At 64.6% G+C, this 25,451-nt stretch carries 27 protein-coding genes; 10 read left to right on the top strand and 17 right to left on the bottom strand.

The annotated features are described in order from the left end of the window. Nucleotides 1–18: 18 nt before the first annotated feature. Nucleotides 19–933 carry a 3-dehydrocarnitine:acetyl-CoA trimethylamine transferase BcoG gene (gene bcoG / locus AC2FMD_RS06470; protein ID WP_170368570.1) on the bottom strand — a complete coding sequence of 305 codons (915 nt, stop codon included), beginning with the start codon at nucleotides 931–933 and terminating at the stop codon, nucleotides 19–21. 133 nt (nucleotides 934–1,066) lie between these two features. Here bcoG and AC2FMD_RS06465 point away from each other — a divergent pair, with 133 nt between their 5' ends. Then, nucleotides 1,067–2,053 carry a GlxA family transcriptional regulator gene (locus AC2FMD_RS06465; protein WP_496740664.1) on the top strand — a complete coding sequence of 329 codons (987 nt, stop codon included), beginning with the start codon at nucleotides 1,067–1,069 and terminating at the stop codon, nucleotides 2,051–2,053. Nucleotides 2,054–2,128: 75 nt separating this feature from the next. On the opposite strand, the gene AC2FMD_RS06460 is transcribed toward AC2FMD_RS06465, so the two are convergent. From AC2FMD_RS06460 to AC2FMD_RS06450, 3 genes are read right to left on the bottom strand one after another with little or no spacing between them, the layout of a single operon-like run. Further along, on the bottom strand, nucleotides 2,129–3,175 hold the full coding sequence (locus AC2FMD_RS06460) for an aldo/keto reductase (protein WP_496740666.1): 1,047 nt from the start codon (nucleotides 3,173–3,175) through the stop codon (nucleotides 2,129–2,131). A gap of 47 nt (nucleotides 3,176–3,222) precedes the next feature. Then, nucleotides 3,223–3,684, bottom strand: coding sequence for a DNA polymerase III subunit chi (locus AC2FMD_RS06455; RefSeq protein ID WP_496678018.1), 462 nt, complete (start codon nucleotides 3,682–3,684; stop codon nucleotides 3,223–3,225). Between the two features lie 4 nt (nucleotides 3,685–3,688). After that, nucleotides 3,689–5,161 carry a leucyl aminopeptidase gene (locus tag AC2FMD_RS06450; protein ID WP_496794815.1) on the bottom strand — a complete coding sequence of 491 codons (1,473 nt, stop codon included), beginning with the start codon at nucleotides 5,159–5,161 and terminating at the stop codon, nucleotides 3,689–3,691. Nucleotides 5,162–5,376: 215 nt separating this feature from the next. On the opposite strand from AC2FMD_RS06450, the gene lptG reads away from it, so the two are divergent. From lptG to rsmA, 5 genes are all read left to right on the top strand, one after another. Further along, nucleotides 5,377–6,477, top strand: coding sequence for an LPS export ABC transporter permease LptG (lptG, locus tag AC2FMD_RS06445; RefSeq protein WP_496686298.1), 1,101 nt, complete (start codon nucleotides 5,377–5,379; stop codon nucleotides 6,475–6,477). Continuing rightward, nucleotides 6,477–8,633, top strand: a complete 2,157-nt coding sequence (locus tag AC2FMD_RS06440) for an LPS-assembly protein LptD (protein WP_496794814.1) — start codon at nucleotides 6,477–6,479, stop codon at nucleotides 8,631–8,633. The genes lptG and AC2FMD_RS06440 overlap by 1 nt, the downstream gene beginning before the upstream one ends. Next, nucleotides 8,624–9,877: a peptidylprolyl isomerase gene (locus tag AC2FMD_RS06435; protein WP_496740672.1), complete on the top strand. Its 1,254-nt coding sequence runs from the start codon at nucleotides 8,624–8,626 to the stop codon at nucleotides 9,875–9,877. The genes AC2FMD_RS06440 and AC2FMD_RS06435 overlap by 10 nt, the downstream gene beginning before the upstream one ends. Then, nucleotides 9,874–10,839 (top strand): 4-hydroxythreonine-4-phosphate dehydrogenase PdxA, encoded by a 966-nt coding sequence (gene pdxA, locus AC2FMD_RS06430; RefSeq protein ID WP_496740674.1) that lies wholly within the window; start codon nucleotides 9,874–9,876, stop codon nucleotides 10,837–10,839. Before AC2FMD_RS06435 ends, pdxA begins: the two co-directional genes overlap by 4 nt. 84 nt (nucleotides 10,840–10,923) lie before the next feature. Continuing rightward, nucleotides 10,924–11,766, top strand: a complete 843-nt coding sequence (gene rsmA, locus AC2FMD_RS06425) for a 16S rRNA (adenine(1518)-N(6)/adenine(1519)-N(6))-dimethyltransferase RsmA (RefSeq protein ID WP_496682335.1) — start codon at nucleotides 10,924–10,926, stop codon at nucleotides 11,764–11,766. 67 nt (nucleotides 11,767–11,833) lie between these two features. On the opposite strand, the gene AC2FMD_RS06420 is transcribed toward rsmA, so the two are convergent. The 3 genes from AC2FMD_RS06420 to prfA all read right to left on the bottom strand — a co-directional run bounded on the left by AC2FMD_RS06420 (nucleotide 11,834) and on the right by prfA (nucleotide 14,550). Then, a complete protein-coding gene (locus AC2FMD_RS06420) occupies nucleotides 11,834–12,412 on the bottom strand; it encodes a DUF4167 domain-containing protein (RefSeq protein WP_496686309.1) in 579 nt (192 codons plus the stop codon). 240 nt (nucleotides 12,413–12,652) lie between these two features. Beyond that, entirely contained in the window at nucleotides 12,653–13,498 is an 846-nt protein-coding gene (gene prmC, locus AC2FMD_RS06415) for a peptide chain release factor N(5)-glutamine methyltransferase (RefSeq protein ID WP_496740678.1), read from the bottom strand. Next, the gene (gene prfA / locus AC2FMD_RS06410) at nucleotides 13,495–14,550 is read right to left on the bottom strand and encodes a peptide chain release factor 1 (protein WP_496794813.1); all 1,056 of its coding nucleotides are present in this window, start codon (nucleotides 14,548–14,550) and stop codon (nucleotides 13,495–13,497) included. The genes prmC and prfA overlap by 4 nt, the downstream gene beginning before the upstream one ends. Nucleotides 14,551–14,612: 62 nt before the next feature. Between prfA and AC2FMD_RS06405 the strand changes: the two genes are divergently transcribed. After that, entirely contained in the window at nucleotides 14,613–14,915 is a 303-nt protein-coding gene (locus tag AC2FMD_RS06405) for a hypothetical protein (RefSeq protein WP_496682326.1), read from the top strand. Here AC2FMD_RS06405 and AC2FMD_RS06400 read toward each other — a convergent pair. The 4 genes from AC2FMD_RS06400 to AC2FMD_RS06385 all read right to left on the bottom strand — a co-directional run bounded on the left by AC2FMD_RS06400 (nucleotide 14,841) and on the right by AC2FMD_RS06385 (nucleotide 18,508). Then, nucleotides 14,841–15,248, bottom strand: a complete 408-nt coding sequence (locus AC2FMD_RS06400) for a DUF1499 domain-containing protein (protein WP_496740682.1) — start codon at nucleotides 15,246–15,248, stop codon at nucleotides 14,841–14,843. The two genes, AC2FMD_RS06405 and AC2FMD_RS06400, sit on opposite strands and share 75 nt — an antisense overlap. A gap of 66 nt (nucleotides 15,249–15,314) precedes the next feature. Further along, on the bottom strand, nucleotides 15,315–16,262 hold the full coding sequence (speB, locus tag AC2FMD_RS06395; RefSeq protein ID WP_496794812.1) for an agmatinase: 948 nt from the start codon (nucleotides 16,260–16,262) through the stop codon (nucleotides 15,315–15,317). 69 nt (nucleotides 16,263–16,331) lie between these two features. Next, nucleotides 16,332–17,309 carry an agmatinase gene (speB, locus tag AC2FMD_RS06390; RefSeq protein ID WP_496682319.1) on the bottom strand — a complete coding sequence of 326 codons (978 nt, stop codon included), beginning with the start codon at nucleotides 17,307–17,309 and terminating at the stop codon, nucleotides 16,332–16,334. Nucleotides 17,310–17,344: 35 nt separating this feature from the next. Continuing rightward, nucleotides 17,345–18,508, bottom strand: a complete 1,164-nt coding sequence (locus AC2FMD_RS06385) for a M20 aminoacylase family protein (RefSeq protein WP_496686325.1) — start codon at nucleotides 18,506–18,508, stop codon at nucleotides 17,345–17,347. 66 nt (nucleotides 18,509–18,574) lie between these two features. Between AC2FMD_RS06385 and mazG the strand changes: the two genes are divergently transcribed. The 3 genes from mazG to AC2FMD_RS06370 all read left to right on the top strand — a co-directional run bounded on the left by mazG (nucleotide 18,575) and on the right by AC2FMD_RS06370 (nucleotide 20,885). Next, the gene (mazG, locus tag AC2FMD_RS06380; RefSeq protein WP_496740686.1) at nucleotides 18,575–19,432 is read left to right on the top strand and encodes a nucleoside triphosphate pyrophosphohydrolase; all 858 of its coding nucleotides are present in this window, start codon (nucleotides 18,575–18,577) and stop codon (nucleotides 19,430–19,432) included. 65 nt (nucleotides 19,433–19,497) lie between these two features. Further along, complete coding sequence (locus AC2FMD_RS06375) at nucleotides 19,498–20,439, top strand: nucleoside hydrolase (protein WP_496740687.1); 942 nt, start codon at nucleotides 19,498–19,500, stop codon at nucleotides 20,437–20,439. Next, nucleotides 20,436–20,885, top strand: a complete 450-nt coding sequence (locus AC2FMD_RS06370) for a GNAT family N-acetyltransferase (RefSeq protein WP_496682311.1) — start codon at nucleotides 20,436–20,438, stop codon at nucleotides 20,883–20,885. The genes AC2FMD_RS06375 and AC2FMD_RS06370 overlap by 4 nt, the downstream gene beginning before the upstream one ends. Here AC2FMD_RS06370 and AC2FMD_RS06365 read toward each other — a convergent pair. The 6 genes from AC2FMD_RS06365 to AC2FMD_RS06340 all read right to left on the bottom strand — a co-directional run bounded on the left by AC2FMD_RS06365 (nucleotide 20,882) and on the right by AC2FMD_RS06340 (nucleotide 25,415). Then, nucleotides 20,882–21,052 carry a hypothetical protein gene (locus tag AC2FMD_RS06365; RefSeq protein ID WP_490361548.1) on the bottom strand — a complete coding sequence of 57 codons (171 nt, stop codon included), beginning with the start codon at nucleotides 21,050–21,052 and terminating at the stop codon, nucleotides 20,882–20,884. The two genes, AC2FMD_RS06370 and AC2FMD_RS06365, sit on opposite strands and share 4 nt — an antisense overlap. Nucleotides 21,053–21,200: 148 nt before the next feature. Next, nucleotides 21,201–21,728 carry a GNAT family N-acetyltransferase gene (locus tag AC2FMD_RS06360; RefSeq protein WP_496740689.1) on the bottom strand — a complete coding sequence of 176 codons (528 nt, stop codon included), beginning with the start codon at nucleotides 21,726–21,728 and terminating at the stop codon, nucleotides 21,201–21,203. A 45-nt stretch (nucleotides 21,729–21,773) separates the two neighbouring features. After that, the gene (gene eno, locus AC2FMD_RS06355) at nucleotides 21,774–23,051 is read right to left on the bottom strand and encodes a phosphopyruvate hydratase (RefSeq protein ID WP_496682309.1); all 1,278 of its coding nucleotides are present in this window, start codon (nucleotides 23,049–23,051) and stop codon (nucleotides 21,774–21,776) included. A gap of 135 nt (nucleotides 23,052–23,186) precedes the next feature. Continuing rightward, nucleotides 23,187–24,071: a DMT family transporter gene (locus tag AC2FMD_RS06350; protein ID WP_496794811.1), complete on the bottom strand. Its 885-nt coding sequence runs from the start codon at nucleotides 24,069–24,071 to the stop codon at nucleotides 23,187–23,189. Between the two features lie 144 nt (nucleotides 24,072–24,215). After that, nucleotides 24,216–24,629 carry a Fur family transcriptional regulator gene (locus AC2FMD_RS06345; protein ID WP_005982689.1) on the bottom strand — a complete coding sequence of 138 codons (414 nt, stop codon included), beginning with the start codon at nucleotides 24,627–24,629 and terminating at the stop codon, nucleotides 24,216–24,218. An 81-nt stretch (nucleotides 24,630–24,710) separates the two neighbouring features. Further along, the gene (locus AC2FMD_RS06340; RefSeq protein ID WP_496682305.1) at nucleotides 24,711–25,415 is read right to left on the bottom strand and encodes an endonuclease/exonuclease/phosphatase family protein; all 705 of its coding nucleotides are present in this window, start codon (nucleotides 25,413–25,415) and stop codon (nucleotides 24,711–24,713) included. Nucleotides 25,416–25,451: the final 36 nt, after the last annotated feature.

The raw sequence follows: 25,451 nt of genomic DNA, 5'->3' as shown, positions 1-25,451 counted from the left end.
CGAGGGTCGCCCCGCTCGTCAGGTTGCCACAGGCGCCCGTTTGACCAATCCCAACTTCTCGCGCACCTCAGCCGGGCCGATCACCCGCGCGCCCATGTTCTCGATGATTGTTCCGGCGCGTTCGACCAGTTGCCAGTTTTCAGCCAGCACCCCCTTGTCCAGCCACAGGTTATCCTCGAGCCCCACGCGCACGTTGCCGCCAGCCAAAACCGAGGCCGCCACGTAGGCCATCTGATGCCGCCCCAGCGAGAACGCGCTGAAGGTCCAGTCGTCGGGCACGTTGTTCACCATCGCCATGAAGGTGTTCAGGTCATCCGGCGCGCCCCACGGGACGCCCATGCACAGCTGCACCAGCGCATTCGGGGCCAGAACGCCCTCTTTCACCAGTTGCTTGGCAAACCACAGATGGCCAGTGTCAAAGGCCTCGATCTCGGGCTTCACGCCCAGATCGGTCATCATCTGCCCCATTGCCCGCAACGCGCCGGGCGTGTTGGTCATCACATAGTCGGCCTCGGCAAAGTTCATGGTGCCGCAATCCAGGGTGCAGATTTCGGGCAGACATTCGGCCACATGGGCCACGCGTTCCGACGCACCGATCATGTCGGTCCCCTCGGCCACGGGAAACGGGGCTTCGACCCCGCCGAACACGATGTCGCCACCCATGCCGGCGGTCAGGTTCAGAACCACGTCCACCTCGGCATCGCGGATGCGGTCGGTCACCTCGCGATACAGGTCCAGACGGCGGCTGGGCGCGCCGGTTTCGGGGTCGCGCACATGGCAATGCACCACCGCCGCCCCGGCCTTGGCGGCCGCGATGGCGCTGTCGGCGATCTGCTTGGGTGAACGCGGCACATGCGGGCTGCGATCCTGCGTCCCGCCCGAGCCGGTCACGGCGCAGGTGATGAAAACTTCGCGGTTCATTTCCAAAGGCATGGTGTTATCCCCAATTTATACCCGGCTTCGCCATGGGTTTTCCCCAGGCTTCTCCCCGGATTCCGATTTGCGTCTGGCCCCGACTCTGGCGCAGCCTTGAGCAGACAACTTGCCAGAATGCGAATCAGACTTGATGAAATCCGCAAAAAACATCCTCCAGCCCGAGCACCGCGCGCTGAAAACCGCCGTTCTGGTGCTGGACGAGTGCAACACGCTCAGCTTTGCCTCGGCGGTGGACCCGATGCGCGCCGCCAACCGGCTGGCCGACCGCCCAGCCTTCGACTGGGACTACGTGACCGCAACGCCCGAACCGGCGATGCTGACCAGCGCATTGCGAGTGCCGGGCATCCCGCTCGCGCGTCTCGACCACTGCGACCTGATGATCGTGATCGCGGGGTTCAATCTGGTGCGCCACGCCACGCCCAGCCTTCTGGCCGGGCTGCGTCGCATCGCCAATACCGGTGCCACGATGGCGGGCATTGACGGAGGCCCATGGCTGCTGGCCGAAGCAGGGCTGCTTGACGGTCACGCCGCCACCACCCATTGGGAGGATCTCGAGACCTTCGCCACCCGTTTCCCCGAAGTCGACGTGCGCCCCGATCGGTTCACCGTTTCCGGCAACCGCCTGACCTCGGGCGGCGCGATCCCCGCGGTCGAGATGATGCTGCATGTCATCGCCGCCCGCCATGGCGCCGGCTTCGCGGCCCGGGTCTCGGGCCTGTTTCTTTACGAAGGTGCCCCCGAACCCGGCAGACCGCAGAGCCGCACTGGCGCACCGCACCGCCACAGCGCCCTGACCGCCCGCGCCAACGCGATCATGCAGGCCTCGCTAGATGACCCGCTGCCCCTGGCCGACATCGCAAAGGCCCTGGGAACCAGCCCGCGCACCCTGCAGCAACAGTTCCGCCTGCGGCTGAATACCACGCCGCAGGACCACTACCTGCAACTGCGCCTTGCCGAGGCCCGCCGTCTGGTCACCGACACCGACATGCCGCTGATGGACGTGGCGCAAGCCACGGGGTTCACGTCACAATCCAGCTTTGCGCGCGCGTTCCGCACCGCGCACGGGCAGTCCGCCCGTGACCTCAGACAAGACCGCACCCAGCCCACTCATCACTGACGAGCGCAAGCTTCATCTGGCAAAAAAATATCCCTGGGGAGTCGCCAAGGGCGACGGGGGCAGCGCCCCCATCGCTTAATACGGCATCGGATGCGCGCGATGGGCCGCGTTGATCTCGGCCAAAATCTCATCCGACAGCACGACATCCCGCCCCTCCAGGATCCGCTCCAGCTGCACCTGCGTGGTCGCGCCGAAGATGACCGAGGTCATGAAAGGCCGCGCCTGGCACCAGGCCAGCGCCATGTGCACCGGGTCCAGCCCGTGTTTCGCGGCAATCGCCAGATAGGCCTCGACCGCGTCGAACACCCGGTCGCCCTTGCGCCCGCCCATCTGCGGCACGATTGACATGCGCGATCCCTCGGGCACCGCCCCGCTCTGATACTTGCCAGTCAGAAACCCGGCAGCCAGCGGCGAAAATGCCAGCAGACCCACATCCTCATAGGCACTCAGCTCGGCCATGTCGGTGTCATACAGGCGGCACAGCAGGGAATACTCGTTCTGGACCGACGCCACCCGTGGTGCCCCCAACTCGTCGGACAGGCGCAGCCACTGGGCGGTTCCCCAGGCGCTTTCGTTCGACAGGCCGAAGGCGCGGATATTGCCCTTGTCCACCTGCGCCTGCAGCGCCTCGAGGCATTCGCGCATGTTGTCCAGAACCGCCTGCCGATCACCGCCTGACGGGTCGTAGTCCCAATTCTGTCGGAACATGTAGCTGCCGCGGTTGGGCCAGTGGAACTGATAAAGGTCGATGTAATCGGTCCGCAGACGCCGCAGAGACCCCTCGATGGCGCCCGGGATGGTCGCAGCCGAGATCGGCGCACCATCCCGCACGGCGGCCAGGCCCTCCCCCGAATGCTTGGTCGCCAGAACATACTCGGCCCTCCGCGCCGGATGGGCGGCGTTCCAATTGCCCAGAATCTCCTCAGTGCGGCCGATCGTGTCCTTCGACACCGGGTTCACCGGGTACATTTCGGCGGTATCGACGAAATTGATCCCCGCCGCCAGTGCCGTGTCCATCTGCCGATGCGCGTCGGCCTCGGCGGTTTGTGTGCCGAAAGTCATCGTGCCCAGGCACAGGTCCGACACCTCGATCCCCGTGCGGCCCAAAGGCTTCAACTTCATTGCAATCTCTCCTGTCCTCGCGGGCGGTCGCACCGCCCGTGGCCGCATCACCCGGATTCGGCCTTTTTCTCCCAACGGCCCGACTCCTCGGACCAGTACTGGGCGGCGCAGCCCGCCCCGGTCAACGTCTTCCACTGCCCCCGCGCATGATCCAGCGCCTGCGGATCGTTCCCGTCGAACAGGATGCAGACCCGCTCCAACGCAGTCACCTCGTCGGCGGTCACATCGGCCCCGTCCACCGCCATCAGACAGGCCGGGTGGTTGGCGGCCTCGGGTCCGGTGGTCAGCAGGATGGGCTGCATCGCGTCATGCGGCCCGCCCGCGCGACCATGCGGCAGAAACGATTCCTCGGGGCCCAGCCACAGCCTTTCGTCCAGCCAGTCCATCCGCGCGGGGTCTGTGCCCCGCACGGCAATCCGCCACCCGGCCTGCCGCGCCTTGTCCAGCAGCACCGGCAAGGTGTGCTCCAACGGGTGACGGGTCAGGTGGTAGAAATAGACGGCGCCCATCGGCCTACTCGAAATTGTCCTGCACGAAGCGGCTCAACGCGCGCACGCCCCATCCGGTCGCGCCTTTGGGCGCATAGTCGGTTTCCTTCGCCACCGAGGCCACACCGGCGATGTCCAGATGGATCCAGGGCGTATCTTCCTTGACGAAACGCTGCAGAAACTGCGCCGCGGTGATCGACCCGGCGGGCCGGCCGCCCACGTTCTTGATGTCGGCGATGCGGGACTCCAGCTGCTTGTCATAGGCCTCGCCCAGCGGCATCCGCCACGCGCCTTCGTCCTCGGCCCGGGCCGCCTTCAGGAACGCGTCGCAGAAGGTGTCGTTGTTGGAAAACACGCCTGCGTTTTCATGCCCCAGCCCGATGATGATGGCGCCGGTCAGGGTTGCCAGATCTATCATGCCCACCGGTTTGAACCGCTCCTGTGCGTACCACATTACGTCGCACAGCACCAATCGGCCCTCGGCGTCGGTGTTGATGATCTCGACCGTGTCGCCCTTCATCGACTTGACCACGTCGCCCGGGCGAATGGCATTGCCCGAGGGCATGTTCTCGACCAGCCCGACCAGACCCACAACATTGGCCTTGGCGTTGCGCTTGGCCAGCGCGCGCATGGTGCCGGCCACGACCCCGGCGCCACCCATATCCATGGTCATGTCTTCCATCCCAGCCGCAGGCTTTAGAGAAATCCCGCCGGTGTCGAACACGACCCCCTTGCCCACCAGCGCCAGCGGCGCGTCATCGGCGTCGCCGCCGTTCCACTGCATCACCACCACCTTGGACGGGCTGTGCGACCCCTGCCCGACGCTCAGCAAGGTGCGCATGCCCAGCTTGGTCAGATCGTCCTCGTCCAGCACCTCGACCTTAAGGCCCAGATCTTCCATCTCTTTCAGACGGTCGGCGAATTCGGTGGTGGTCAGCACATTGGCCGGTTCATTGGTCAGGTCACGGGTCATGCGCACGCCATCGGCCACCGCATACAAGGGCGCGAACGCGGCCTCGGCATCGTCGGCCTTGACATGGCAGATGGTCACGGTGCCCTGCGCGTCATCCGCGTCGGCCTTGGTTTTGTGCGCATCGAACGCATAGCTGCGCAAAGCGATGCCCATGGCCAGATCCTCGACCCGCGCTTGGTTGCCCGCCATCACCAGCAGATCCTTGCCCGCGGCCAACTTGGCCAGGGCGGCGCCGCCTTTGCGCGCCTCGTCCGCGTCGGGGCGGCGCGGCAGGACCAGCACGTCCAGCGCCTCGGCCGCCATGCCGCAGGGCCACGCCAACGAGATCACCTCCTCCGTCTTGGCCTTGCCGAACCGGGTGCTTTCAACCAGCCGGGCAATGGCCCCGCGGGTCAGCCGGTTGGCCCGGCGGGCGACGGGGTTCAACTTGCCATCGGCGGGGATGATGATGGCCACACGCCCCTCGGCCTGCGCCATCAGGTCCAGATCTTGGGATTGGAAGCGGATCGGTACCAGACTGCTCATTTCTTGCTCCTGAAAGACTCTGCCCCCAGACCTAGCCCGCAGGCGCGGCATTGACCAGATAGCAGTTTTCCCCGCCAACCAATTGCATTAAGGTCGCCCGAAAATGAACGGCAGGTCCGGGGGGACAATTTGGCACCAAACGGCAGGCACAGGCCGTCGCAGAAACGGACAGGCACAGGCGAATCCGCCAAAGAGGCCTGGTCGGAGGTGCGGACGTGATTCTCGACCGTTACTTCGCGCGTCGGTTTATACAGAGCTTTCTGGTCATCGGCGCCATCTTCCTGACCTTGATGATCCTGATCGACCTGATCGAACAGCTCCGGCGCTTTGGTGACGTCAATCTGTCCTTCGGCCAGTTGCTGCAACTGACGTTGCTGAACACGCCGGCGGCGATCTCGGAAATGCTGCCCCTGCTGATGATCCTGTCCACCATCGCGCTGTTCGTCGGACTGGCGCGCAGTTCCGAACTGGTGGTGACCCGCGCCATCGGTCGGTCGGGCATCCGTGCGCTGGCCGCACCGGCGATGGTGGCGCTGTTGGTCGGCTGTCTCGCCGTGGCCTTCCTGAATCCGATCGCGGCGGCCACGTCGGAAAAATACCGCAACATGTCAGACCTCTACAAGAACGGCGGCAGTTCGACCCTTTCGATCAGCCGCGACGGCCTGTGGCTGCGCCAGGGATCAGCTCAGGGACAATCGGTGATCAACGCGCGCAGCACCACAAGCGGCGAAACCCTCGAGTTGCGAGACGTGACGATCATCACATTCGGCCCCGAGGGTATTCCAAACCGCCAGATCGTCGCCCGCCGCGCCATGCTTGAGGACGGCAACTGGGTTCTACGCGACGCCAAAGACTGGTCGCTGGCCGACGGCGAAAATCCCGAAACCCAGGCGACCAAACACCAGACCCTCAGGCTGGCCACGACGCTGACCCGCGATCGCATCCTCGACACGTTGGGCCAGCGGGATTCCGTTTCGGTCTATGACCTGCCGCAACTGATCCGCGATCTGCGCGAGGCCGGCTTTTCGACCAAGCAATACGAGGTCTGGATGCATGTTCAGCTCGCGCGTCCGCTGTTTTTGGTTTCGATGGTCCTGATTGGGGCGGCGTTTACCATGCGCCATGTCCGGTTCGGGGGCACCGGCATCGCGGTTCTCAGCGCCGTTCTGCTGGGCTTCGCCATCTATTTCATCCGCAACTTCGCACAGATCCTCGGAGAAAACGGACAATTGCCGATCTACCTCGCGGCCTGGGCGCCGCCCTTTGCCGCCATCCTGTTGTCGCTTGGCCTGCTTTTGCATGTGGAGGATGGCTGATGCGCCGGCTCGCGACCTTGCTGCTGACGGCTGCGCTGGCCGCGGGCACCCCTTGGCTCGCCACCGCGCAGCCCAGCCAACCCGACACCGCCACACGGCAACAGCAGGACCCGCCCGCCCTGCTGGTGGCCGACAAGGTATTCGTCACCGCCGATGGAAAGCTGGTCGCGGAAGGCAATGTCGAGGCCTTCCAAGGCGATGTCCGGCTGACCGCGCAGCGCATTACCTATGACCGCGAGACGGGCGGCCTGACGCTGGAGGGTCCGATCCGCATCGACCAAGGTGGACAGGCCACCGTTCTGGCCGATTCGGCCGAGTTGGATGACGGTCTGCGCAACGGGCTGCTGACCGGCGCCCGCATGGTCTTTGACCAGCAAGTCCAGATCGCCGCCGTTCAGGCGACCCGCGCCGCTGGACGCTACACGCAGTTCAGCAAGGTCTCAGCGACCTCGTGCTACGTTTGCACCGATGGTCGTCCGCCGCTGTGGCAGATCCGCGCACGCAAAGTGATCCACGACCAGGTGGAACGGCAGCTCTATTTCGAGGGCGCACAGTTCCGCGTGATGGACGTGCCAGTGTTCTATTTCCCCACCCTGCGCCTGCCCGACCCCACGCTGGACAGGGCAACCGGGTTCTTGGTGCCATCCATCAGAACGACGTCGCAGCTGGGAACCGGGGTTCAGGTCCCGTATTTCTTCAAGCTCGGCGATCATCGCGACCTGACCGTCACGCCCTATGTGTCTTCCAAGACCCGCACGCTGGGCCTGCGCTATCGGCAGGCGTTCAAACGCGGACGCATTTCGTTCGAGGGGGCCTATACCCGCGACGACATCCTGCCGGGAGAAGGCCGCGGATATCTGTTCGGGTCCGGATGGTTCAACCTCAGGAACGATTTCCGCCTGACCTTCGACATCCAGGCCGCGTCAGATGACGGCTATCTGGCCGATTACGGCCTGCCCGACTATGACCGACTGCGCAGCGAACTCGCGCTGGAACGGATCAAGCGCGACACCGCGTTCCGTACCAGCTTCATTCACTACAAGACCTTGCGCGACAGCGAGAATCAGGACGAAATCCCTTCGCGCGTGTTCGACCTGTTCTACGAAAAGCGCTATTTCCCGACCACTCTGGGCGGTGAAGTCCGGTTGGGTTTCGAAACCCACTCCCATACCCGCACCAGCGACGCCGACATCACCGGCCGCGACGTCGCCCGCGCGAGTTTCGACGCCGAATGGCTGCGCAGTTGGACCTTCGCAACGGGCCTGCGCGCCGATGTCGAGATGGGCGCATCGGTCGATACGTTCGACATCCGCAACGACAGCGCCTATCCAGATCAGCTCAGCCGCGCGACCCCGCGAGCGGCGCTGACCCTGCGCTATCCCATGACTCGGCGCGAATCCTCGGGGGCGACGCAATTCCTGGAACCTATCGCCCAGATCGGCTGGACCCACGTGTCCGACACGAACGTGCCCAACGACGAAAGCACTTTTCAGGAGTTCGACCAGGGCAACCTGCTGTCGATGTCCCGGTTCCCAGCCCCCGATCGGCGAGAGGATTCAACAACCGCCGTGATCGGCGTCAACTGGGCCCGCTATGCGGCCGGCGGCTGGCAGGCCCTAGCCACGATCGGACAGGTTTTCCGCGCCGATGCTGATCCGAACTTCACCCTGACCTCGGGGCTGCAAGGCACGTCCTCGGACCTTCTCCTGGCGGGTCAGATCAAGACGGCCAACAACCTCTCGCTGGCGGGGCGCGCCCTGCTGGATGGGGATTTCAGCTTTACCAAGGCCGAATTGCGCGGTGACTGGAAGGGCAACAGCACCTCTTTATCGGGCAGCTACATCTGGCAGGAGCCCGACCCGGCCGAGAACCTCGATGACGAGATTTCCGAAATTCGGTTGACGGCGCTCCACCGTTTGAACGAAAACTGGCGGACGCGCGCGCTGGCCCGCTATGATCTGGCCGAATCCGAGCCGCTCAGATTTGGCTTGGGCCTGACCTATGAAAACGAATGCGTGCAGGTAAACATGTCCGTCAGCCGGCGATATACGTCGTCATCGACTATTGAGCCCACGACGGAATTCGGCTTTACCGTTGCACTGACAGGATACGCCGTCGAAGGCGGGGGCAAAAAGTACAAGAGACAATGCAGTTGATTTCAGCTATCTCCACCTTTCTTCGTTCCGGTTTTCTGAAATCGGCGGCGCCCCTGCTGGCAGCGGCCCTGATCTCGGCGCTGCCGCATCAGGCCCCGGCCCAAAGCCTGTTCGCCCCCGCTATCCGGGTCAACCAGGACATCATTACCTGGTACGAACTGGAACAGCGGCAGCGGTTCCTCGAGGTCCTGGGCATTCCCGGCAGTTCAGAGCCCGAGGTCCGCAAGGCCCTGATCGACGAGCGGCTGCGGAAGCAGGCCATGCGCGAAGCCGGCATTCAGCCCACCCCCGAGGATATCCAGCTTGCGATCGATGAATTCGCCGCTCGCGGCCAGTTGGCGCCCGACCAGTTCCTGCAGGCGCTGACCGACTCGGGCGTCGACCCCGAAACCGTGCGAGACTATGTCGGCAATCAATTGGCTTGGCGCGACTATGTCAGTTCGCGCTTCATTTCTCAGGCCCGGCCCACACCCGACGAGATCAACCGCGCCATGGGCCAGGCCGGTGGCGGCGGGCTTCAGGTCCTGCTGTCGGAAATCATCATTCCCGTCACCCCCCAGACCCTTGCCCAGGCCGAGGCGCTGGCCGACGAGATCGCTCAGGTCAAGACCATCGACGCTTTCTCGGCCGCGGCCACGCAATATTCGGCCGCCCCGACGCGCGAGAACGGCGGGCGCCTAGATTGGCTGAATATCTCCAATCTGCCGCCGGTCCTGCAGCCCGTGATACTGGGCCTCAAGACCGGTGAAGTGACCCCTCCGCTGACGCTGCCGAATGCCGTCGCCCTGTTCCAGTTGCGCGGCCTGCGCGAGGTCGCAACCGGAGCGCCGCGATACTCCAAGATCGACTACGCCGCCTATTATCTTCCCGGCGGCCTCAGCCCCGAAACCTTGAAACGCGCGGCCGAGCTCAAGGAAACCGTCGACACTTGCGACGACCTGTACGGCATCGCCAAGGGTCAACCGCCCGAAGTGCTCGACCGCGTCGAGGCCAGCCCGTCTGAGATTCCGCGCGATTTCGCGGTCGAACTCGCCAAGCTCGACCCGAACGAAGTGTCCTCCACGCTGACCCGCAACAATGGCCAGACGCTGGTGTTCCTCATGCTGTGCGGCCGCACCCGCGACCTGGGCGAAGACACGTCGCGCGAGGACGTGGCCAACGCGCTGACCCAACAGCGGCTGCAAGCCTTTGCCAACAGCCTTCTGGAACAACTGCGCGCCGACGCCACGATCATCGAGCAATGACCGCGCCCATCGCGCTCAGCTGCGGCGAGCCCTCGGGCATCGGTCCGGAAATCGCCGCCAAGGCCTGGGCCGCGTTGCGCGACAGCTGCCCGTTCTTCTACATCGGCGATCCCGACCACCTGCCGGACGATATCCCCACGACCAAAATCGCAGACCCCGCCCAAGTGGCTGACATCTGCGCAGAGGCGCTGCCGGTGTTGCCGCTGGCTTTTCCCGCCCCCAACCTGCCCGGCTGCCCCGATCCGGCCAATGCGCCCTCGGTGATCGATGCTATCGAAACCGGCGTGTCGCTGGTGCAATCGGGCGCGGCCTCGGCCCTCTGCACGGCACCGATCCACAAGAAGGCCCTGATCGACGGCGCCGATTTCGCTTACCCAGGACATACCGAGTTTCTTGCGGCGCTGGCAGGTCGCTCCCGCGTGGTGATGATGCTGGCCAGCGACCAACTCCGCGTGGTGCCCGCCACGATCCACATCCCGCTGTCGCAGGTGCCCTCGCGGCTCACGCCCGACCTGCTGCGCGACACGATCGCGATCACCGCCGATGGACTGCGTCGCCAATTCGGCATCCCACATCCTCGCATCGCGGTGGCCGGACTCAACCCCCATGCCGGCGAGGGTGGCAAGATGGGTCGCGAGGAACTGGACTGGATCGCGCCCCTGCTATCCGATCTTGCGCCCGACGGCTACACCGTAACCGGCCCGCACCCCGCCGACACGATGTTCCACGCCGCCGCACGCGCCCGATACGATGCCGCGATCGCCATGTATCACGATCAGGCGCTGATCCCGATCAAGACGCTCGATTTCGACCGTGGCGTGAACGTGACCCTGGGCCTGCCCTTCATCCGCACCTCGCCCGACCATGGCACCGCGCTCGACATCGCCGGTACAGGTATCGCCAACCCCACCAGCTTGATCGAGGCGCTGAAACTCGCCCAACGCATGGCACAAAGCACTTGATCCTTCATCTGGCCCCAAATATCCCCGCCGGAGGCAAAAAATCTCTGGCGCACAGCCTGCCCCTCGCGCCACGGTAATCGGATCATGAGCGCAATCGACACCCTCCCCCCGCTGCGCGAGGTCATCGCCAAGCACCAGCTCTCGGCCCGCAAGTCGCTGGGCCAGAACTTCCTGCTCGATCTCAACCTGACCGCCAAGATCGCCCGGCAGGCCGGCGACCTGAGCCAATGCGACGTGCTGGAGATCGGCCCCGGCCCCGGAGGCCTGACCCGCGGTTTGCTGGCCGAAGGTGCGCGAAAGGTGGTGGCGGTGGAAAAAGACACCCGCTGCATCGCCGCGCTTCAGGAAATCGCTGCTGCTTATCCCGGGCGGCTTGACGTCATCAATGGTGACGCTCTCGAAATCGATCCAACTGAACACCTGACGCCGCCCATCCGCGTGGCGGCCAATCTGCCCTACAATGTCGGGACCGAACTGCTGGTGCGCTGGCTGACCCCGCCGGAATGGCCACCCTTCTGGCAAAGCCTGACCCTGATGTTCCAGCGCGAGGTGGCCGAACGCATCGTGGCGCAGCCCGGCACCAAGGCCTATGGCCGACTTGCGATTCTGGCCCAGTGGCGGGCTGAGGCGCGCATTGCCATGTCCCTGCCCCCCGGTGCGTTCACGCCGCCGCCCAAGGTCAGCAGCGCCGTGGTCCACTTGACCGCCCTTCCCGAACCACGCTTTCCGGCGGATGCCGACACCCTGTCACGCGTCGTGGCCGCTGCGTTCAATCAGCGCCGCAAGATGCTGCGCGCGGCGCTCAAGGGGCTGGCCCCCGATATCGAGGACCGCCTGACAGCCGCAGGCATCAAGCCGACTGATCGTGCCGAGCAAGTCTCGCTCGAAGCCTTCTGTGCGCTGGCACAGGAATTGCGGAAAGCCTGACAGTCTGACCAAGAAAAAGCCCCGGCGCAGATGCCCGGGGCCTGTTCGTTGGCGCAAGTCCGACCGACTATTCAGCCGCTTCAGGCGCATCGCCTCCTTGCACAGGTGGCTCGGTTTCGGCCGGCGCCACCTTGGGTTTGCGACCGCGCGGACGGCGCGCGGGCTTTTCCTTCGGCTCAGACGCGTCGGCTGTACCGCCCTTGCTCTCTGGAGTTTCAACCAGCCCGGACTCAGGCGAATCCGCATCGCTATCCAAATCCAACACATCCGGCTGCGGCGCTTCGGCCGGATCCGCCCGGCGCGCAGCTTCCCGCTCCTGCCGCTCGGCCCGTTCACGGTCACGTTCGGCCTGCCGCTCGCGGTTCTGCCGCTCCTGCTCCTCGCGGCGTGCTTCCATCTCACGCTGCGCTTCGCTCAGCATACGCAGATAGTGCTCGGCATGTTGTTGAAAGTTTTCGGCAGCCACGCGGTCATTGGCCAGCTGTGCATCGCGCGCAAGCTGGTTGTACTTGTCAATGATCTGCTGCGGCGTGCCGCGCACCTTGCCCTCGGGTCCCGAGCTGTCGAAAACCCGGTTAACGACGTTGCCACCAGAGGGGCGATTGCGGTTGTTCTTTGCCCGCGAGCGGGATTTGGAGGATCTCATCTTACTGTACGTCAGCCTTGTCTTGCACTGTCGATCCGCCCGAAGTCTGCGCTGCTCTGTGGCTTGTGCCTTTGCGGGACTGTCGACGTTTTTGGGCTTGGCGTCAGGGGTGCGCCGAAAGGGCGTCAACCGCGCTGACTAACCCGAGTAAACATGTCCTGACGGCGCAGACAAGGGGTTAAAGTTCAAAATGCCGGGTTTTTTACCGCGACCGGCGTAAATCGGCCTCAGAATCCACGGCTAGCCCGGCATTTTGGCGCCAACAACCCGGTCGCGTCCATCCAGATCGGGGATCACGCGGATATCCACCAACCCCGCCGCGTCGAACAACGCGCTGACCGCCTGCGCCTGTGTCGGGCCGATTTCCACCAGAAGTCGTCCACCGGGCGTCAGGTGATCAGGGGCGCTCGCCGCAATCCGGCGATAGGCGTCCAGCCCGTCCGCTTCATCCGTCAAGGCCAGACGCGGTTCGTGCTCGCGCACTTCGGGCGCCAAACCGTCCATCTCATCGAGCGCGATATAGGGCGGATTGGAAACGATCAGGTCGAAATACCCGCCAATGTTTTCAAACCAGTCCGAGCGCAGGATCTCTGCCCGATCCTGCACCCTATGGACCACCGCATTGGCGCTGGCCTGCAGACAGGCGGCCTCGCTCAGATCGACGCCCAGCCCGGTTGCGCTGGTTCGCTCCGCCAGCAGGGTGATCAGGATGCAGCCCGAGCCGACGCCCAGATCCAGCACGCGGTCAAACGGCTGGCTCAGGGCCGCTTCGATCAGCGCTTCGGTCTCGGGGCGCGGGTCCAGCACGTCGCGGCTGACGCGGAAACGTCGGCCGTAGAATTCGCGCTCGCCCAGTAGATGGGAAACCGGAACCCGGATCGCGCGCAGCGACACCAGTTGCTCATAGCGTTCGGCGATCTCGGGCGAGAGCTCTTCGGGTGCGATCAGGGTCACGCGGCTGGCCTCGATCCGGGCGGCATGGGCCAGCAGGACCCGGGCGTCCCGCGCCGGGTCGTCCACACCTGCGGCCCGCAGGCGCGCGGTGGCGGCCACCATGGCCTGTGCCGCTGTCAGCGCCGCGATCATTGCGCCATCTCCGCCAACAAGCGCGCCTGATCGTCGGCCGCCAGCGCGTCGATCATCTCGTCCAGATCACCCTGCATCACCTGGTCCAGCTTGTAGAGCGTCAGGTTGATCCGGTGATCGGTCATCCGGCCCTGCGGGAAATTATATGTACGGATGCGCTCGGAGCGGTCGCCCGACCCTACCTGGCTGGCCCGGTCGGCCGAGCGTTCACTGTCGATCCGCTGACGCTCGAGGTCATAGAGACGCGTCTTGAGCACCTGCATGGCGATCTCGCGGTTGCGGTGCTGCGATTTCTCGGAACTCGTAACCACGATCCCGGTCGGCAGGTGGGTGATCCGTACCGCCGAGTCGGTGGTGTTCACGTGCTGCCCACCCGCGCCCGAGCTGCGCATCGTGTCGATGCGCAGCTCGGTCGGGTCGATCTGGATGTCCACGTCCTCGGCCTCGGGCAGAACCGCCACCGTCGCCGCCGAGGTGTGAATCCGACCGCCGCTCTCGGTTTCGGGCACGCGTTGAACGCGGTGCACGCCGGATTCGTATTTCAGCCGGGCAAAGACGTTGTCGCCCTTGATATGGGCCACCACTTCCTTGATGCCGCCCAGTTCGGTCTGCTGTTCTTCGATGATCTCGAACTGCCAGCCGCGCGCCTCGGCATAGCGCTGATACATCCGCAGCAGGTCGCCCGCAAACAGAGCCGCCTCGTCGCCGCCGGTGCCGGGGCGGATCTCCAGCATCGCCGGCCTCGCATCGGCCGCGTCCTTGGGCAGCAACGCCAGTTGCAGCGCGTGCTCGGCCTCGGGGATGCGCGCCTTGAGCTGCGGGATCTCCTCCTCGGCCAGCTCTTTCATGTCGGGGTCGTCCAGCATCGCCTCGGCCTCGGCCAGATCGGCCCGCAACTGGCGCCAAGCTGCGATCTGTTCGACCACCGGCTTGAGGTCGGAATATTCCTTGGCCAAAGCCGCGATATCCCCACCCGAGGCGCCATCGGACATGGCCGCTTCGAGGTACTGGAATCGCTGGGTGATCTGTTCAAGACGTTCTTCGGGGATCATTGGGGCGGTGTCTATCATCCGACGGCTTTGGTCAAGGCCCCGGCTTGTGCTAAGCTAGGCCCATGAAACGGATCATTGCCCTGCTGATCGTCTGCGCAACGCCCGGTCTGGCCGATGTCATCGGCCCCGGTGGCAAGGTGCAGGATTGCTATTGCACCGACACATCCGGTGCGCGGGTCGAACTGGGCGAGATGGTCTGCCTGCAGGTCGATGGCCGGATGTTCATGGCCCAGTGCCAGATGTCGCTGAACGTGCCGATGTGGCGCGAGGTGTCCGAGGGGTGCCTGTCTTCAGGACTGCACAGCCGCCAGCCAACCGTCGACCCGGGTGCGATTGACGTCGAAATCCCGTCGGCCAAATCGTAACCGTCCATAGATGCGCAGCGTGTCGCCGTCCTGCTGGGCAGTGGTGTAGTCGGGAAAGCCGAACACCCGGCTGCGGGTCACATAGGTGATCAGGCCCTCATCGACCGATCCGGCCAGCACCGTCGTGCGCGGCGTCGCCCGCGCCACCCTGTCCAGCCGCGTCAGGCCGTCCGGTCCGGTCTGCAACACGCGGATCACGCCTCCAGGCAGGTCACGATCTGCCTCGGCCACGACCGGCACATGCCAGCGCGCGGGATCGGACGGTGCCAGCCGCACATAGAGGCCAAGCGCGACAACCGCTGCGACGACCAACCAAAAAACCATGCGTTTCATTCCATTCAGACCCTCCGGCAGAACCCTAACCGCCCGCCGGTACGGGGCAAGACCTGCCGGCCTCGCCTACCGTGACGTCACGCCGGGCAGGATACACAGCAGCTCGAACAGCAGGCTTGCCGCCGTCAGCGCGGTGTTGCCCGACGGATCATAGGGCGGAGAGACCTCGACCAAGTCGCAGCCCACCACGTTCATACCCCCCAGCGCGTGTATCAACTGCAGCGCCTGCGGCGTGGTCAGGCCGCCGATCTCGGGCGTGCCGGTGCCGGGGGCGTAGGCCGGATCCAGGCTGTCGATGTCGAACGAGATATAGACCGGGTGATCGCCCACAGTCTTGCGGATCTGCGCACCGATCTCGGTCAGATTCTGTTGCCACAGATCCCAGGCAGGAAACTGGCGGAAACCCCATTCGCGCGCCTCGGTGAAATCGCTGGCCGCGTAACCCGAGCCGCGGATACCGACCTGAAAGGTCTTGTCGGGCACGATCAGCCCCTCTTCATACGCGCGGCGGAATACCGTTCCGTGGGTCTCGCGCTCGCCGAACATCTCGTCATTGATGTCGGCATGGGCGTCCACATGCACCAGAGCAACGGGGCCGTGTTTGGCGGCAACGGCCCGCAGGATCGGCAGAGTGATCGAATGATCGCCCCCCATCGCCACCGGGGTCACCCCCTGCGTCAGGATCGCGTCATAGCTTGCCTTGATAATCCGCAGGCTGTAGGCCAGCGAGAAGGTGTTGATCGCCAGATCTCCGATATCGGCGATCTGGAGGCTGTCGAAAGGCGCGGCCAGCGTGGCCATGTTGTAGGGCCGGATCATCGCGCTTTCGGCGCGGATCTGCTTGGGGCCGAACCGGGTGCCCGACCGCCACGAGGTTCCAATATCCATCGGCACGCCCAGCATAGCCACGTCCAGCCCCGCCAGTCTATCGGCCGCAGGCAACCGCATGAAGGTGTTGGGCCCGGAAAACCGCGCCAGATCATTGCCGCTGATGGGTTGGTTGAATTGGCTCATGGCGTCTGCGCCCCCTGTCCCGTTGGTTCACCTTATACCGGCCATAGCAAAACCATGGCTAACCAATGGTTAAAGCCGCCCGTCTTTCGCCAGTTTGTTCCATCCCAGCAGGCACACGATCTGGGTCGCCACATGCGCCCCCGCGATCGCTGTGGCGCCGGACGTGTCAAACGGCGGAGACACCTCGACCACGTCGCCCCCCTTGATGTTGATCCCGGCGATGTCGCGCAGGATGATCTGCGCCTGGATCGAACTGAGCCCACCCCAGACCGGGGTGCCGGTGCCAGGCGCAAAGGCCGGGTCCAATCCGTCGATGTCAAAGCTCAGATAGACCGGGCTGTCGCCCAGGATACCCTTGATCTTCTGCGCCACGGCGGCTGGTCCGGATTCATAGACCTCGCGCGCGTCGATGATGTTGACGCCCAGCGTGTCCTCGTTGGTGGTGCGGATCCCCACCTGGACCGAGCGTTTCGGGTCCACGATCCCCGACTTCACCGCCTTGTAGAACATGGTGCCGTGGTCCACCCGGCTCATGTCGTCATCGGCCCAGGTGTCGGTATGGGCGTCGAACTGCAACAGCGACATCGGACCGTATTTCTCGGCATAGGCCTTGAGGATCGGAAAACTGATATAGTGGTCGCCCCCCAGCGTGACCGAGGCCACATCCGCCGCCAGAATGGTGCGGATATGGTCGGTCAACGTGTTGGGAAAGGCGGGAATGTTGGCATAGTCATAGGCCATGTCGCCATAGTCGATGATCGCCAGCTCGCTGAGCGCATCGAAAGGCCAACCATAGGGCGCATCGGGCGATTGCAGGGCGCTGGCCTCGCGGATCGCGCGCGGGCCCAGACGGGTGCCGGGGCGGTTGGTCACCGCCTGATCGAACGGCACGCCGGTCACTGCGATATCGGCGCCGGTCAGATCCTTGGTGTACAGCCGCCGCAGAAAGGACGTGGCCCCGCCAAAGGTGTTTTCATAGCTCAACCCCTTCAGGTCGGGGTTGGTAAAGGCCTCATCGACCTGATTTTTCGCGTCTTCCAATGCCATTTTGGCCCGTATCCTCCCTGATATCGACCGGACCGTCAGGTCAACGGCTGCGCCTTTTCGACGATGCGCGCAAAAAACGAGGCACCCACCGGTGCGATCTCGTCGTTGAAATTGTACTTGGGGTGATGCAGCCCCGGCCCGTCGCCCTGCCCCAGGAACAGATAGGCGCCCGGGCGCTCCTGCAGCATGTACGAGAAATCCTCGGCCCCCATCTCGCGGCCCGAATTTGCGATCACCCGATCGGCGCCTGCCACTTCGCGCGCCACCTCGGCGGCGAAACCGGTCTTGTCCGCATCGTTGACCGTGGCCGGATAGCCCACGACGTAATCCAGCGTCGCCGTGACCCCATAGGATGCCGCCTGCCCCTGCACGATTTCTTCAAGACGGGTCATCACCATCTTCTGCACCGCCGGATCGAAGGTCCGGACGGTGCCGTTCAGATAGGCGGTGTCGGGGATCACGTTGTTCACGGTCCCGGTGTGGATCTGGGTGACCGAGATCACCAGATCGTCCAGCGCATAGTGGTTGCGGCTGACGATGGTCTGGATTGCCTGCGCGATTCCGCAGGCGGCCATGACCGGGTCGCGCGTGTCGTGTGGCATGGCACCGTGGCCACCCACGCCCTGAATGTGGATGTCGAACGTATCGACCGCCGCCATGATCGGCCCGGGCGTGGTATAGAATGCGCCCTCGGCAAAGCCCGGCGCATTGTGCAGCGCATAGACCTCGGCGATGTCGAACCGGTCCATCACGCCCTCTTTGACCATGATATCGGCGCCGCCTCCCTCTTCTTCGGCGGGTTGGAACAGCAAAGCCACGCGGCCCCGGAAATTCCGCGTCTCGGCCAGGTACCGCGCCGCGCCCAGCAGCATTGTGGTGTGCCCGTCATGCCCGCAGGCATGCATCTTGCCGGGATTCTTCGAGGCATATGCCACCCCGGTCTGCTCCTCGATCGGCAGCGCATCCATGTCGGCGCGCAACCCGATCGTGGGGCCATCGCCCTGCCCGTTGATGATCGCCACGATCCCTGTCTGCGCGATCCCTTCGTGCAACTCGTCCACGCCGAACTCGCGCAGCCGCTCGGCCACGAAGGCGGCGGTCTGGTGGCAATCGAATTCCAGTTCCGGGATCGTATGCAGGTGTCGGCGCCATTCGGCCATGTCGGCGGCATAGTCGGCAATTCGGTTCACGACGGGCATCGGGGGTGGACTCCTGATCCAAGCTGCGGGATGGATGCATCTGACACCGGAACAAGGGGCTTCGCAATGGCTGAAAATCCACTGATCCACGATACTGACGCCGGAATCGAGCGCCTGCTGGAGATCATGCGCCGCCTGCGCGACCCGGAAACCGGCTGCCCGTGGGATATCGAGCAGGATTTCGCCACCATCGCCCCCTACACGATCGAAGAGGCCTATGAGGTCGCCGACGCCATCGAACGCCAGGCCTGGGACGAGCTCAGGGGCGAGCTGGGCGACCTGCTGTTCCAGTCGGTCTTTCACGCCCAGATGGCCGAAGAGGCCGGGCATTTCACCTTTCAGGACGTGGTGCGTACCATGTCCGACAAGATGGTGGCCCGCCACCCGCATGTCTTCGGCGACGAATCCCGCGACAAGTCCGCCGAACAGCAGACCCGCGACTGGGAGGCGATCAAGGCCGCCGAGCGCGCCGGAAAGGAACAAAAGGGCGCGCTGGACGGCGTCGCCGCCAACCTGCCCGCCCTGCTGCGCGCCTACAAGCTGCAGAAACGCGCCGCGCGGGTGGGCTTCGACTGGCCCCATGCGGGCCATGTGCTGGACAAGATCACCGAAGAGGCCGCCGAACTGGCAGAGGCGCGCGACCAGATGGACGCCGACGCGCTCGAGGACGAATTCGGCGACCTGCTCTTCGTGATCGTCAATCTCGGCCGCCATCTGGGCGTCGAGCCCGAGGCCGCCCTGCGCCGCACCAACGCCAAGTTCACCCGGCGCTTCAACAAGATCGAGGAACGCCTCGCCGAACGCGGCAAGACGCCCGAACAGAGCACGCTCGAGGAGATGGACGCCCTGTGGGACGAGGTGAAGGCCGAAGAGCACCGCGCGAACGGCAAACTCCCGCCGGTAAAGGCCGCAAGCGACGCCTGAAACCGCTGGACAAGCCCAGCCGCGCTTGCCAGTGTCCGCCCTCACCATCCCCCCCCGGAGACCCCATGACCGCCCGCAAAATCATCATCGACACCGACCCCGGACAGGACGACGCCGTCGCCATCCTGCTGGCCTTGGCCAGCCCCGAAGAGATCGAGGTGCTGGGCATTACCGCCGTCGCGGGCAACGTGCCGCTGGAGCTGACCGCCAGGAACGCCCGCATCGTCTGCGAACTGGCGGACCGAACCGACGTGCCGGTCTATGCGGGCTGCGACGCGCCTTTGAAACGCAAGCTGGTCACCGCCGAGCATGTGCACGGCAAGACCGGCCTCGACGGCCCCGACCTGCCCGACCCCAAGATGGAACTGGCCCAGGGCAACGCGGTCGATTTCATCATCCACACCCTGCGCCGCCACCCGCCCGGCACCGTCACCCTCTGCCCGCTGGGGCCGCTGACCAACATCGCCACGGCCTTTCAGAAAGCCCCCGACATCATCGAGCGGGTGCAGCAGATCGTGCTGATGGGTGGTGCCTATTTCGAGGTCGGCAACATCACCCCGGCCGCTGAATTCAACATTTATGTCGATCCCGAAGCCGCTGACATCGTGTTCAAATCCGGCGTCGATATCGTGGTCATGCCGCTGGATGTCACGCACAAAGCGCTGGTCACCAAACAGCGCAACGACGCCTTCCGCGCCCTCGGTACCAAGGTCGGCATCGCGGTGGCCGAGATGACCGATTTCTTCGAACGCTTCGACAAGGAAAAATACGGAAGCGAGGGCGCCCCCCTGCATGACCCCTGCGTGACCGCCTACCTGATCCGGCCCGACCTGTTCTCGGGCCGCCATGTGAACGTGGAAATCGAAACCCAGTCGGAACTCACCCTCGGCATGACCGTCGCCGACTGGTGGGGCGTCACCGACCGAAAGCCCAACGCGCTGTTCATCGGCGACGTGGATGCCGACGGGTTCTTTGCCCTGCTCACCGAACGGCTGGCGCGGCTATGAGCGCCGCCCTGCGCCTTGCCCGCCCCGACGACCTTGATCGGCTGATGGGTCTGGTCGCCGCCTTTCACGCCGAGGCAGGGATCGAACAGGACCCCGACCAGCGCCGCGCGGCCCTTGCGCCGCTGCTCGAGGGCATCCCGCACGGCTGCATCTACCTGATCGGCCCCGCGCGCGCACCGCTGGGCTATGTCATCCTGACCTTCGGCTGGTCGGTCGAGTTCGGGGGCATGGACGGGTTCGTGGACGAAATCTACATCCGCCCCGCCATTCGCGGCCGCGGCATCGCTACCGAAGTTCTTCAAGCCCTGCCCAAGGCACTGGCCGGGGCCGGCCTGACGGCCCTGCACCTTGAGGTGGATCGAACCAACGAGGCCGCGCAGAAACTGTACCTTCGAACCGGCTTCAAACCGCGCGACCGCTACATGCTGATGAGCAAGACGCTCTAGCGCGACTCACCGCGGAAGATCAGGCTGGGGCTATAGTACATCTCTTGCACCGGATCATTCTGCGACACCGGTTCACCGGTGATCGGGTAGGTGCCAGGCCCCGCACAGGCCGCCAGAACACCGACGGAAAGCATCGAAATCACGAGAAGGATTCTTGAAGCAGACATCACGTTCTCCTTTCTGCTGTACCGTCAGACTACGCCCGTCGCTGCGGTGCGCGTAGGTAAAAGTTCACACATAATCACATTTATGTTTGCTTTTTTCGCAATTCCGACCCTCCAAAACTGAGGTTTTGGGCAATTCCACTGCAATTCCCTAGGCTTCGGCGGTATCGCCCCGCAGCGACATTTCAAAGAACAACAATTGCCCTCGGGCGATTTCGGGAATGTCGGAATAGGCATCGCGTAGCTTGAACCCCAAGGACAGGTACAGCCGAGTCGCCGCCTTCAGCGGTTTTCCGGTGTCCATCCGGATCATCTCGAACCCGTCCTTGCGGCACTGGGCAATCAGTTCCTGCATGATCGCACACCCCGCGCCAGTACCCCGAGCAGCCTCGGTCACGAATACGCGCTTGATCTCAGCGATACCCGGCCCGATTGTCTGGAACATCCCGCAGCCCACCGCCTGCCCATCCAGCATCGCCAGCCGGGTCCCACCGTTGGGCGGCATATGCTCGACCTCGATGGCCGCCAGAACGGAGGCATATTTCTCGGGCGGATAGAACGTGTTGACGACCTGCCGCGACCGTTCGTCCAGTGTCAGTAGAAAGGCGTGATAGTCCCAACACAAACGCCGGACAGCATCAAACTGGTCCGGCGTTTTAGGTTCAATGATGCTGAGCATTAGGGACCCCCGGCCAATGTGGGGATCAAACTAGCAGCTTGTGGCTTACTTGCGAAGGATCGAGCGCCCCGCGTATTCCGCGACCTCGCCCAGCGTTTCCTCGATGCGGATCAGCTGGTTGTACTTGGCCAGCCGGTCCGACCGCGCCAGCGAGCCGGTCTTGATCTGACCGCAGTTGGTCGCCACGGCCAGATCGGCGATGGTGGCGTCCTCGGTCTCGCCCGAGCGGTGTGACATCACGTTGGTATAGCGGGCGCGGTGGGCCATATCCACGGCGCGCAGCGTTTCGGTCAGCGAACCGATCTGGTTCACCTTGACCAGCATCGAGTTGGCGCAGCCCTTCTCGATCCCCTCAGCCAGACGCGCGGGGTTGGTCACGAACAGGTCGTCACCCACCAGCTGCACCTTGCCGCCCAACTCGTCGGTCAGCGCCTTCCAGCCGTCCCAGTCATCCTCGGACATGCCGTCCTCGATCGAGATGATCGGATAGTCGTTCACCAGCGCGGCCAGATAGGCCACGTTCTCGTCGCTGCTCAGAGTCTTGCCCTCGCCCGACAGGACGTATTTGCCATCCTTGTAATACTCGGTGGCCGCGCAATCGAGCGCCAGATAGATCTCGTCCCCCGGCTTGTAGCCCGCCTTCTCGATCGACTTGAGGATGAAATCCAGCGCTTCGCGGGTCGAAGCGATGTTCGGGGCAAATCCGCCCTCGTCGCCGACACCGGTGGCCAGCCCAGCCGCCGACAGTTCCTTTTTCAGGGTGTGGAACACTTCCGAACCCATGCGCACCGCCTCGCGGATGTTGCTGGCGGCCACGGGCATGATCATGAATTCCTGGATGTCGATCGGGTTGTCGGCGTGTTCGCCGCCATTGATGATGTTCATCATCGGCACCGGCAGAACCCGCGCCGAGGTGCCACCCACATAGCGATAGAGCGGCTGGGTGGTGAAGTCCGCCGCCGCCTTGGCCACGGCCAACGAGACGCCCAGAATGGCGTTCGCGCCCAGACGGCCCTTGTTGGGGGTGCCGTCCAGCTCGATCATCGCAGCGTCGATCGCCACCTGCTCGGTCGCGTCAAAGCCCACCAATTCTTCGGCGATCTCGCCATTCACGGCGGCCACGGCTTCGAGCACGCCCTTGCCCATGTACCTGGACTTGTCGCCATCGCGCTTCTCAACCGCCTCATAGGCGCCGGTCGACGCGCCCGAGGGCACGGCTGCCCGGCCCATGGTGCCGTCTTCCAGAACCACGTCCACCTCGACGGTGGGGTTGCCCCGGCTGTCCAGGATTTCGCGTGCGTGGATGTCGATGATGGTGCTCATGATACCGGTCCCTGAAAATGCGTTCGGTTGCATGCCTCATACCAGCACGCGGGGAAAAGTAAACCGGGTCCGTTATCGCTAACACGCATATTCTCCGGCCTTTAGCGCCAACAGCAGCGTGTTTGCGCCAACAGGTCAGCAGACCGCCGGAGCCATGGCCCGCGCAATGCGCCGTTCGCGGATGAACGTGTACATGCCCGACCCGATGATCAGCGACGCGCCGATCATGGTCATCAGGTCCGGTCGTTCGCCGAACATCCACATCCCGGCCAGGATCGAGAACAGCAGACGCGTATAGCGGAACGGGGTCAGGGCCGAGGCCTCGCCCACGCGCATCGCCGTGACGATGCCGAAATAGCCCAGCACGCCAAAGCCCACCGCGCCGATATAGGGGCCGACCTGCCCGGCCTGAAGCGGCACCAACGGCTGGCCCGCCATCAGCATCAGAACGCCACCCGCCAGCGCCACCGCAACATAGGCCTGCAACGCCACCACGGCCGAGGCCACCCGCGCGTCCAGCCGCCGGGTGATCAGATCGCGCGCGGCGATGGCGATCACCGTCGCCACCACGAACAGAGCCTCGGGGCGGAACCCGTCCAGACCGGGGCGGATTACCATAAGCACCCCGGCGAATCCGACGCCAATCGCGCTCCACCGCCGCCAGCCAACGTGTTCGCCCAGAAACAGCGCGGCCCCCATAGTCACCGCCAAGGGCATTGCCTGGAACACGGCGGCGACCGTGGACAGATCGACCAGCGACAAGGCGGTCACGAAGCTGAGCGCGCCGACGGCCTCGGTGCCCGCGCGGATCAGGGGCAAGGGCTGCCAGGCGGCCCGGTCAAAGATCCGCTTGCGCGTGACCACCGCCATCAGGGCAAAGGCCAGCCCGCAGAACAGGCCCAGAACCAGCATGACCTGCCCGGTCGGCACGGAAGTCGACAGGTGCTTGATAAACATGTCCTCAAGCGTGAAGGCGGCCATCGCCCCGATGATCAGCAGAATGCCCTGTACGTTGTTCATGCGCGCGTCTCCGTCCGGCGGGCCCGTCTTGCCCGACCGGCGCAGGAAATCCCGATTGCCTCGGTCTGGCAACCCGCAACCTGACCACGAATGATGAATTGATTTGAGCCGGCCGTTCGCGTTTCGTGATGGGTCGGTGCCGGATCAGTCCTTGTCCAGCGGCACGCCGTATAATTCCAGCCGGTGCCCTTTCAGACGGTAGCCCAACTTGGCGGCAATCTTTTCCTGCAGAGCTTCGATCTCGGGGTCCACGAACTCGATCACCTCGCCCGAGTTCATATCGATCAGGTGATCGTGGTGGTCGCGCTCGGCGTCCTCATAGCGCGCGCGCCCGTCGCCGAATTCCAGCCGCTCGAGAATTCCGGCCTCTTCGAACAGTTTGACGGTGCGATAGACGGTCGCGATCGAGATGCCCGCATCCAGCGCCGATGCGCGGGCGTAAAGCTCCTCGACATCCGGATGGTCGTCGCTTTGTTCCAGCACGGTCGCGATGGTCCGGCGCTGGCCGGTCATGCGCAGGCCTTTGGCTTCGCAACGCGCGATGATCGTGTCCGGCATGGCACCCCTCAGAATCCGTTCGGGTCTCTGTCTTAGTCTGTCCGCACGGGTTTCGCCACCGTGTTTTGCACCCTTGCCGACTCAACCGGCCAGGCGCAGATCGGCCCAGACCGGCAGGTGGTCCGAGGCGATATGCGCGGGCCGCTCCCCGTGCACACCGTGGGCCAGTGCCTCGAGCCCGCCGCCCAGCGCGATCCGGTCCAGCGCACCCAGAGGCTGCGCGGCGGGAAAGCTGGGCACAGGCGGCAGGAACCGCATGTCGGGGGCAAGGCGGTCAAGGATCGGCTGGCGCGACCATTCGTTGAAATCCCCCGCCCAGACGGTGGGCATCCGGTCCAGCGCGCGGCCGTCCTGCCGCAAGTGAATGATCTGCTGGCGGCGCCACGCCGAGAACAGCCCCAGATGCATCCCCATAACCCGCAGTGGGCCGATATGCGTATCGAACTCGACCCGGACAGCCCCGCGCGGTTCGAGCCCCGGCAGATCGTGATGCGCGGCGCGGCGCACCTGAATGTGGTCGCCCCGCCAGATCACGGCGTTGCCATGCCAGCCGAGGCTGCCCGCACCGCCCAGATCAACGATCTTCCACCCCGCCTCGTCCAACATGAAATGCGGCAGCGCCGCCGGGCGCGGCGGCAGGCGTTTGTCAGCCTCTTGCAGCACCACGATATCGGCGCTCAGCCGATCCAGCACCTGCAGGATACGCTGCGGCTGGCGTCGCAGGTCCAGTCCAACGCATTTCTGGATGTTGTAGCTGGCAAGGCGCAGCTTGGGCAAAGTGGTCATCGGTTTTCTACGGTTGTACCCCGTCAGGATTCGCAG

It is taken from the genome of Ruegeria sp. BHSC276, assembly GCF_059612945.1.
Note: the sequence above shows the minus strand (reverse complement) of the source record. Positions and strands in the feature narration are given on the sequence as shown.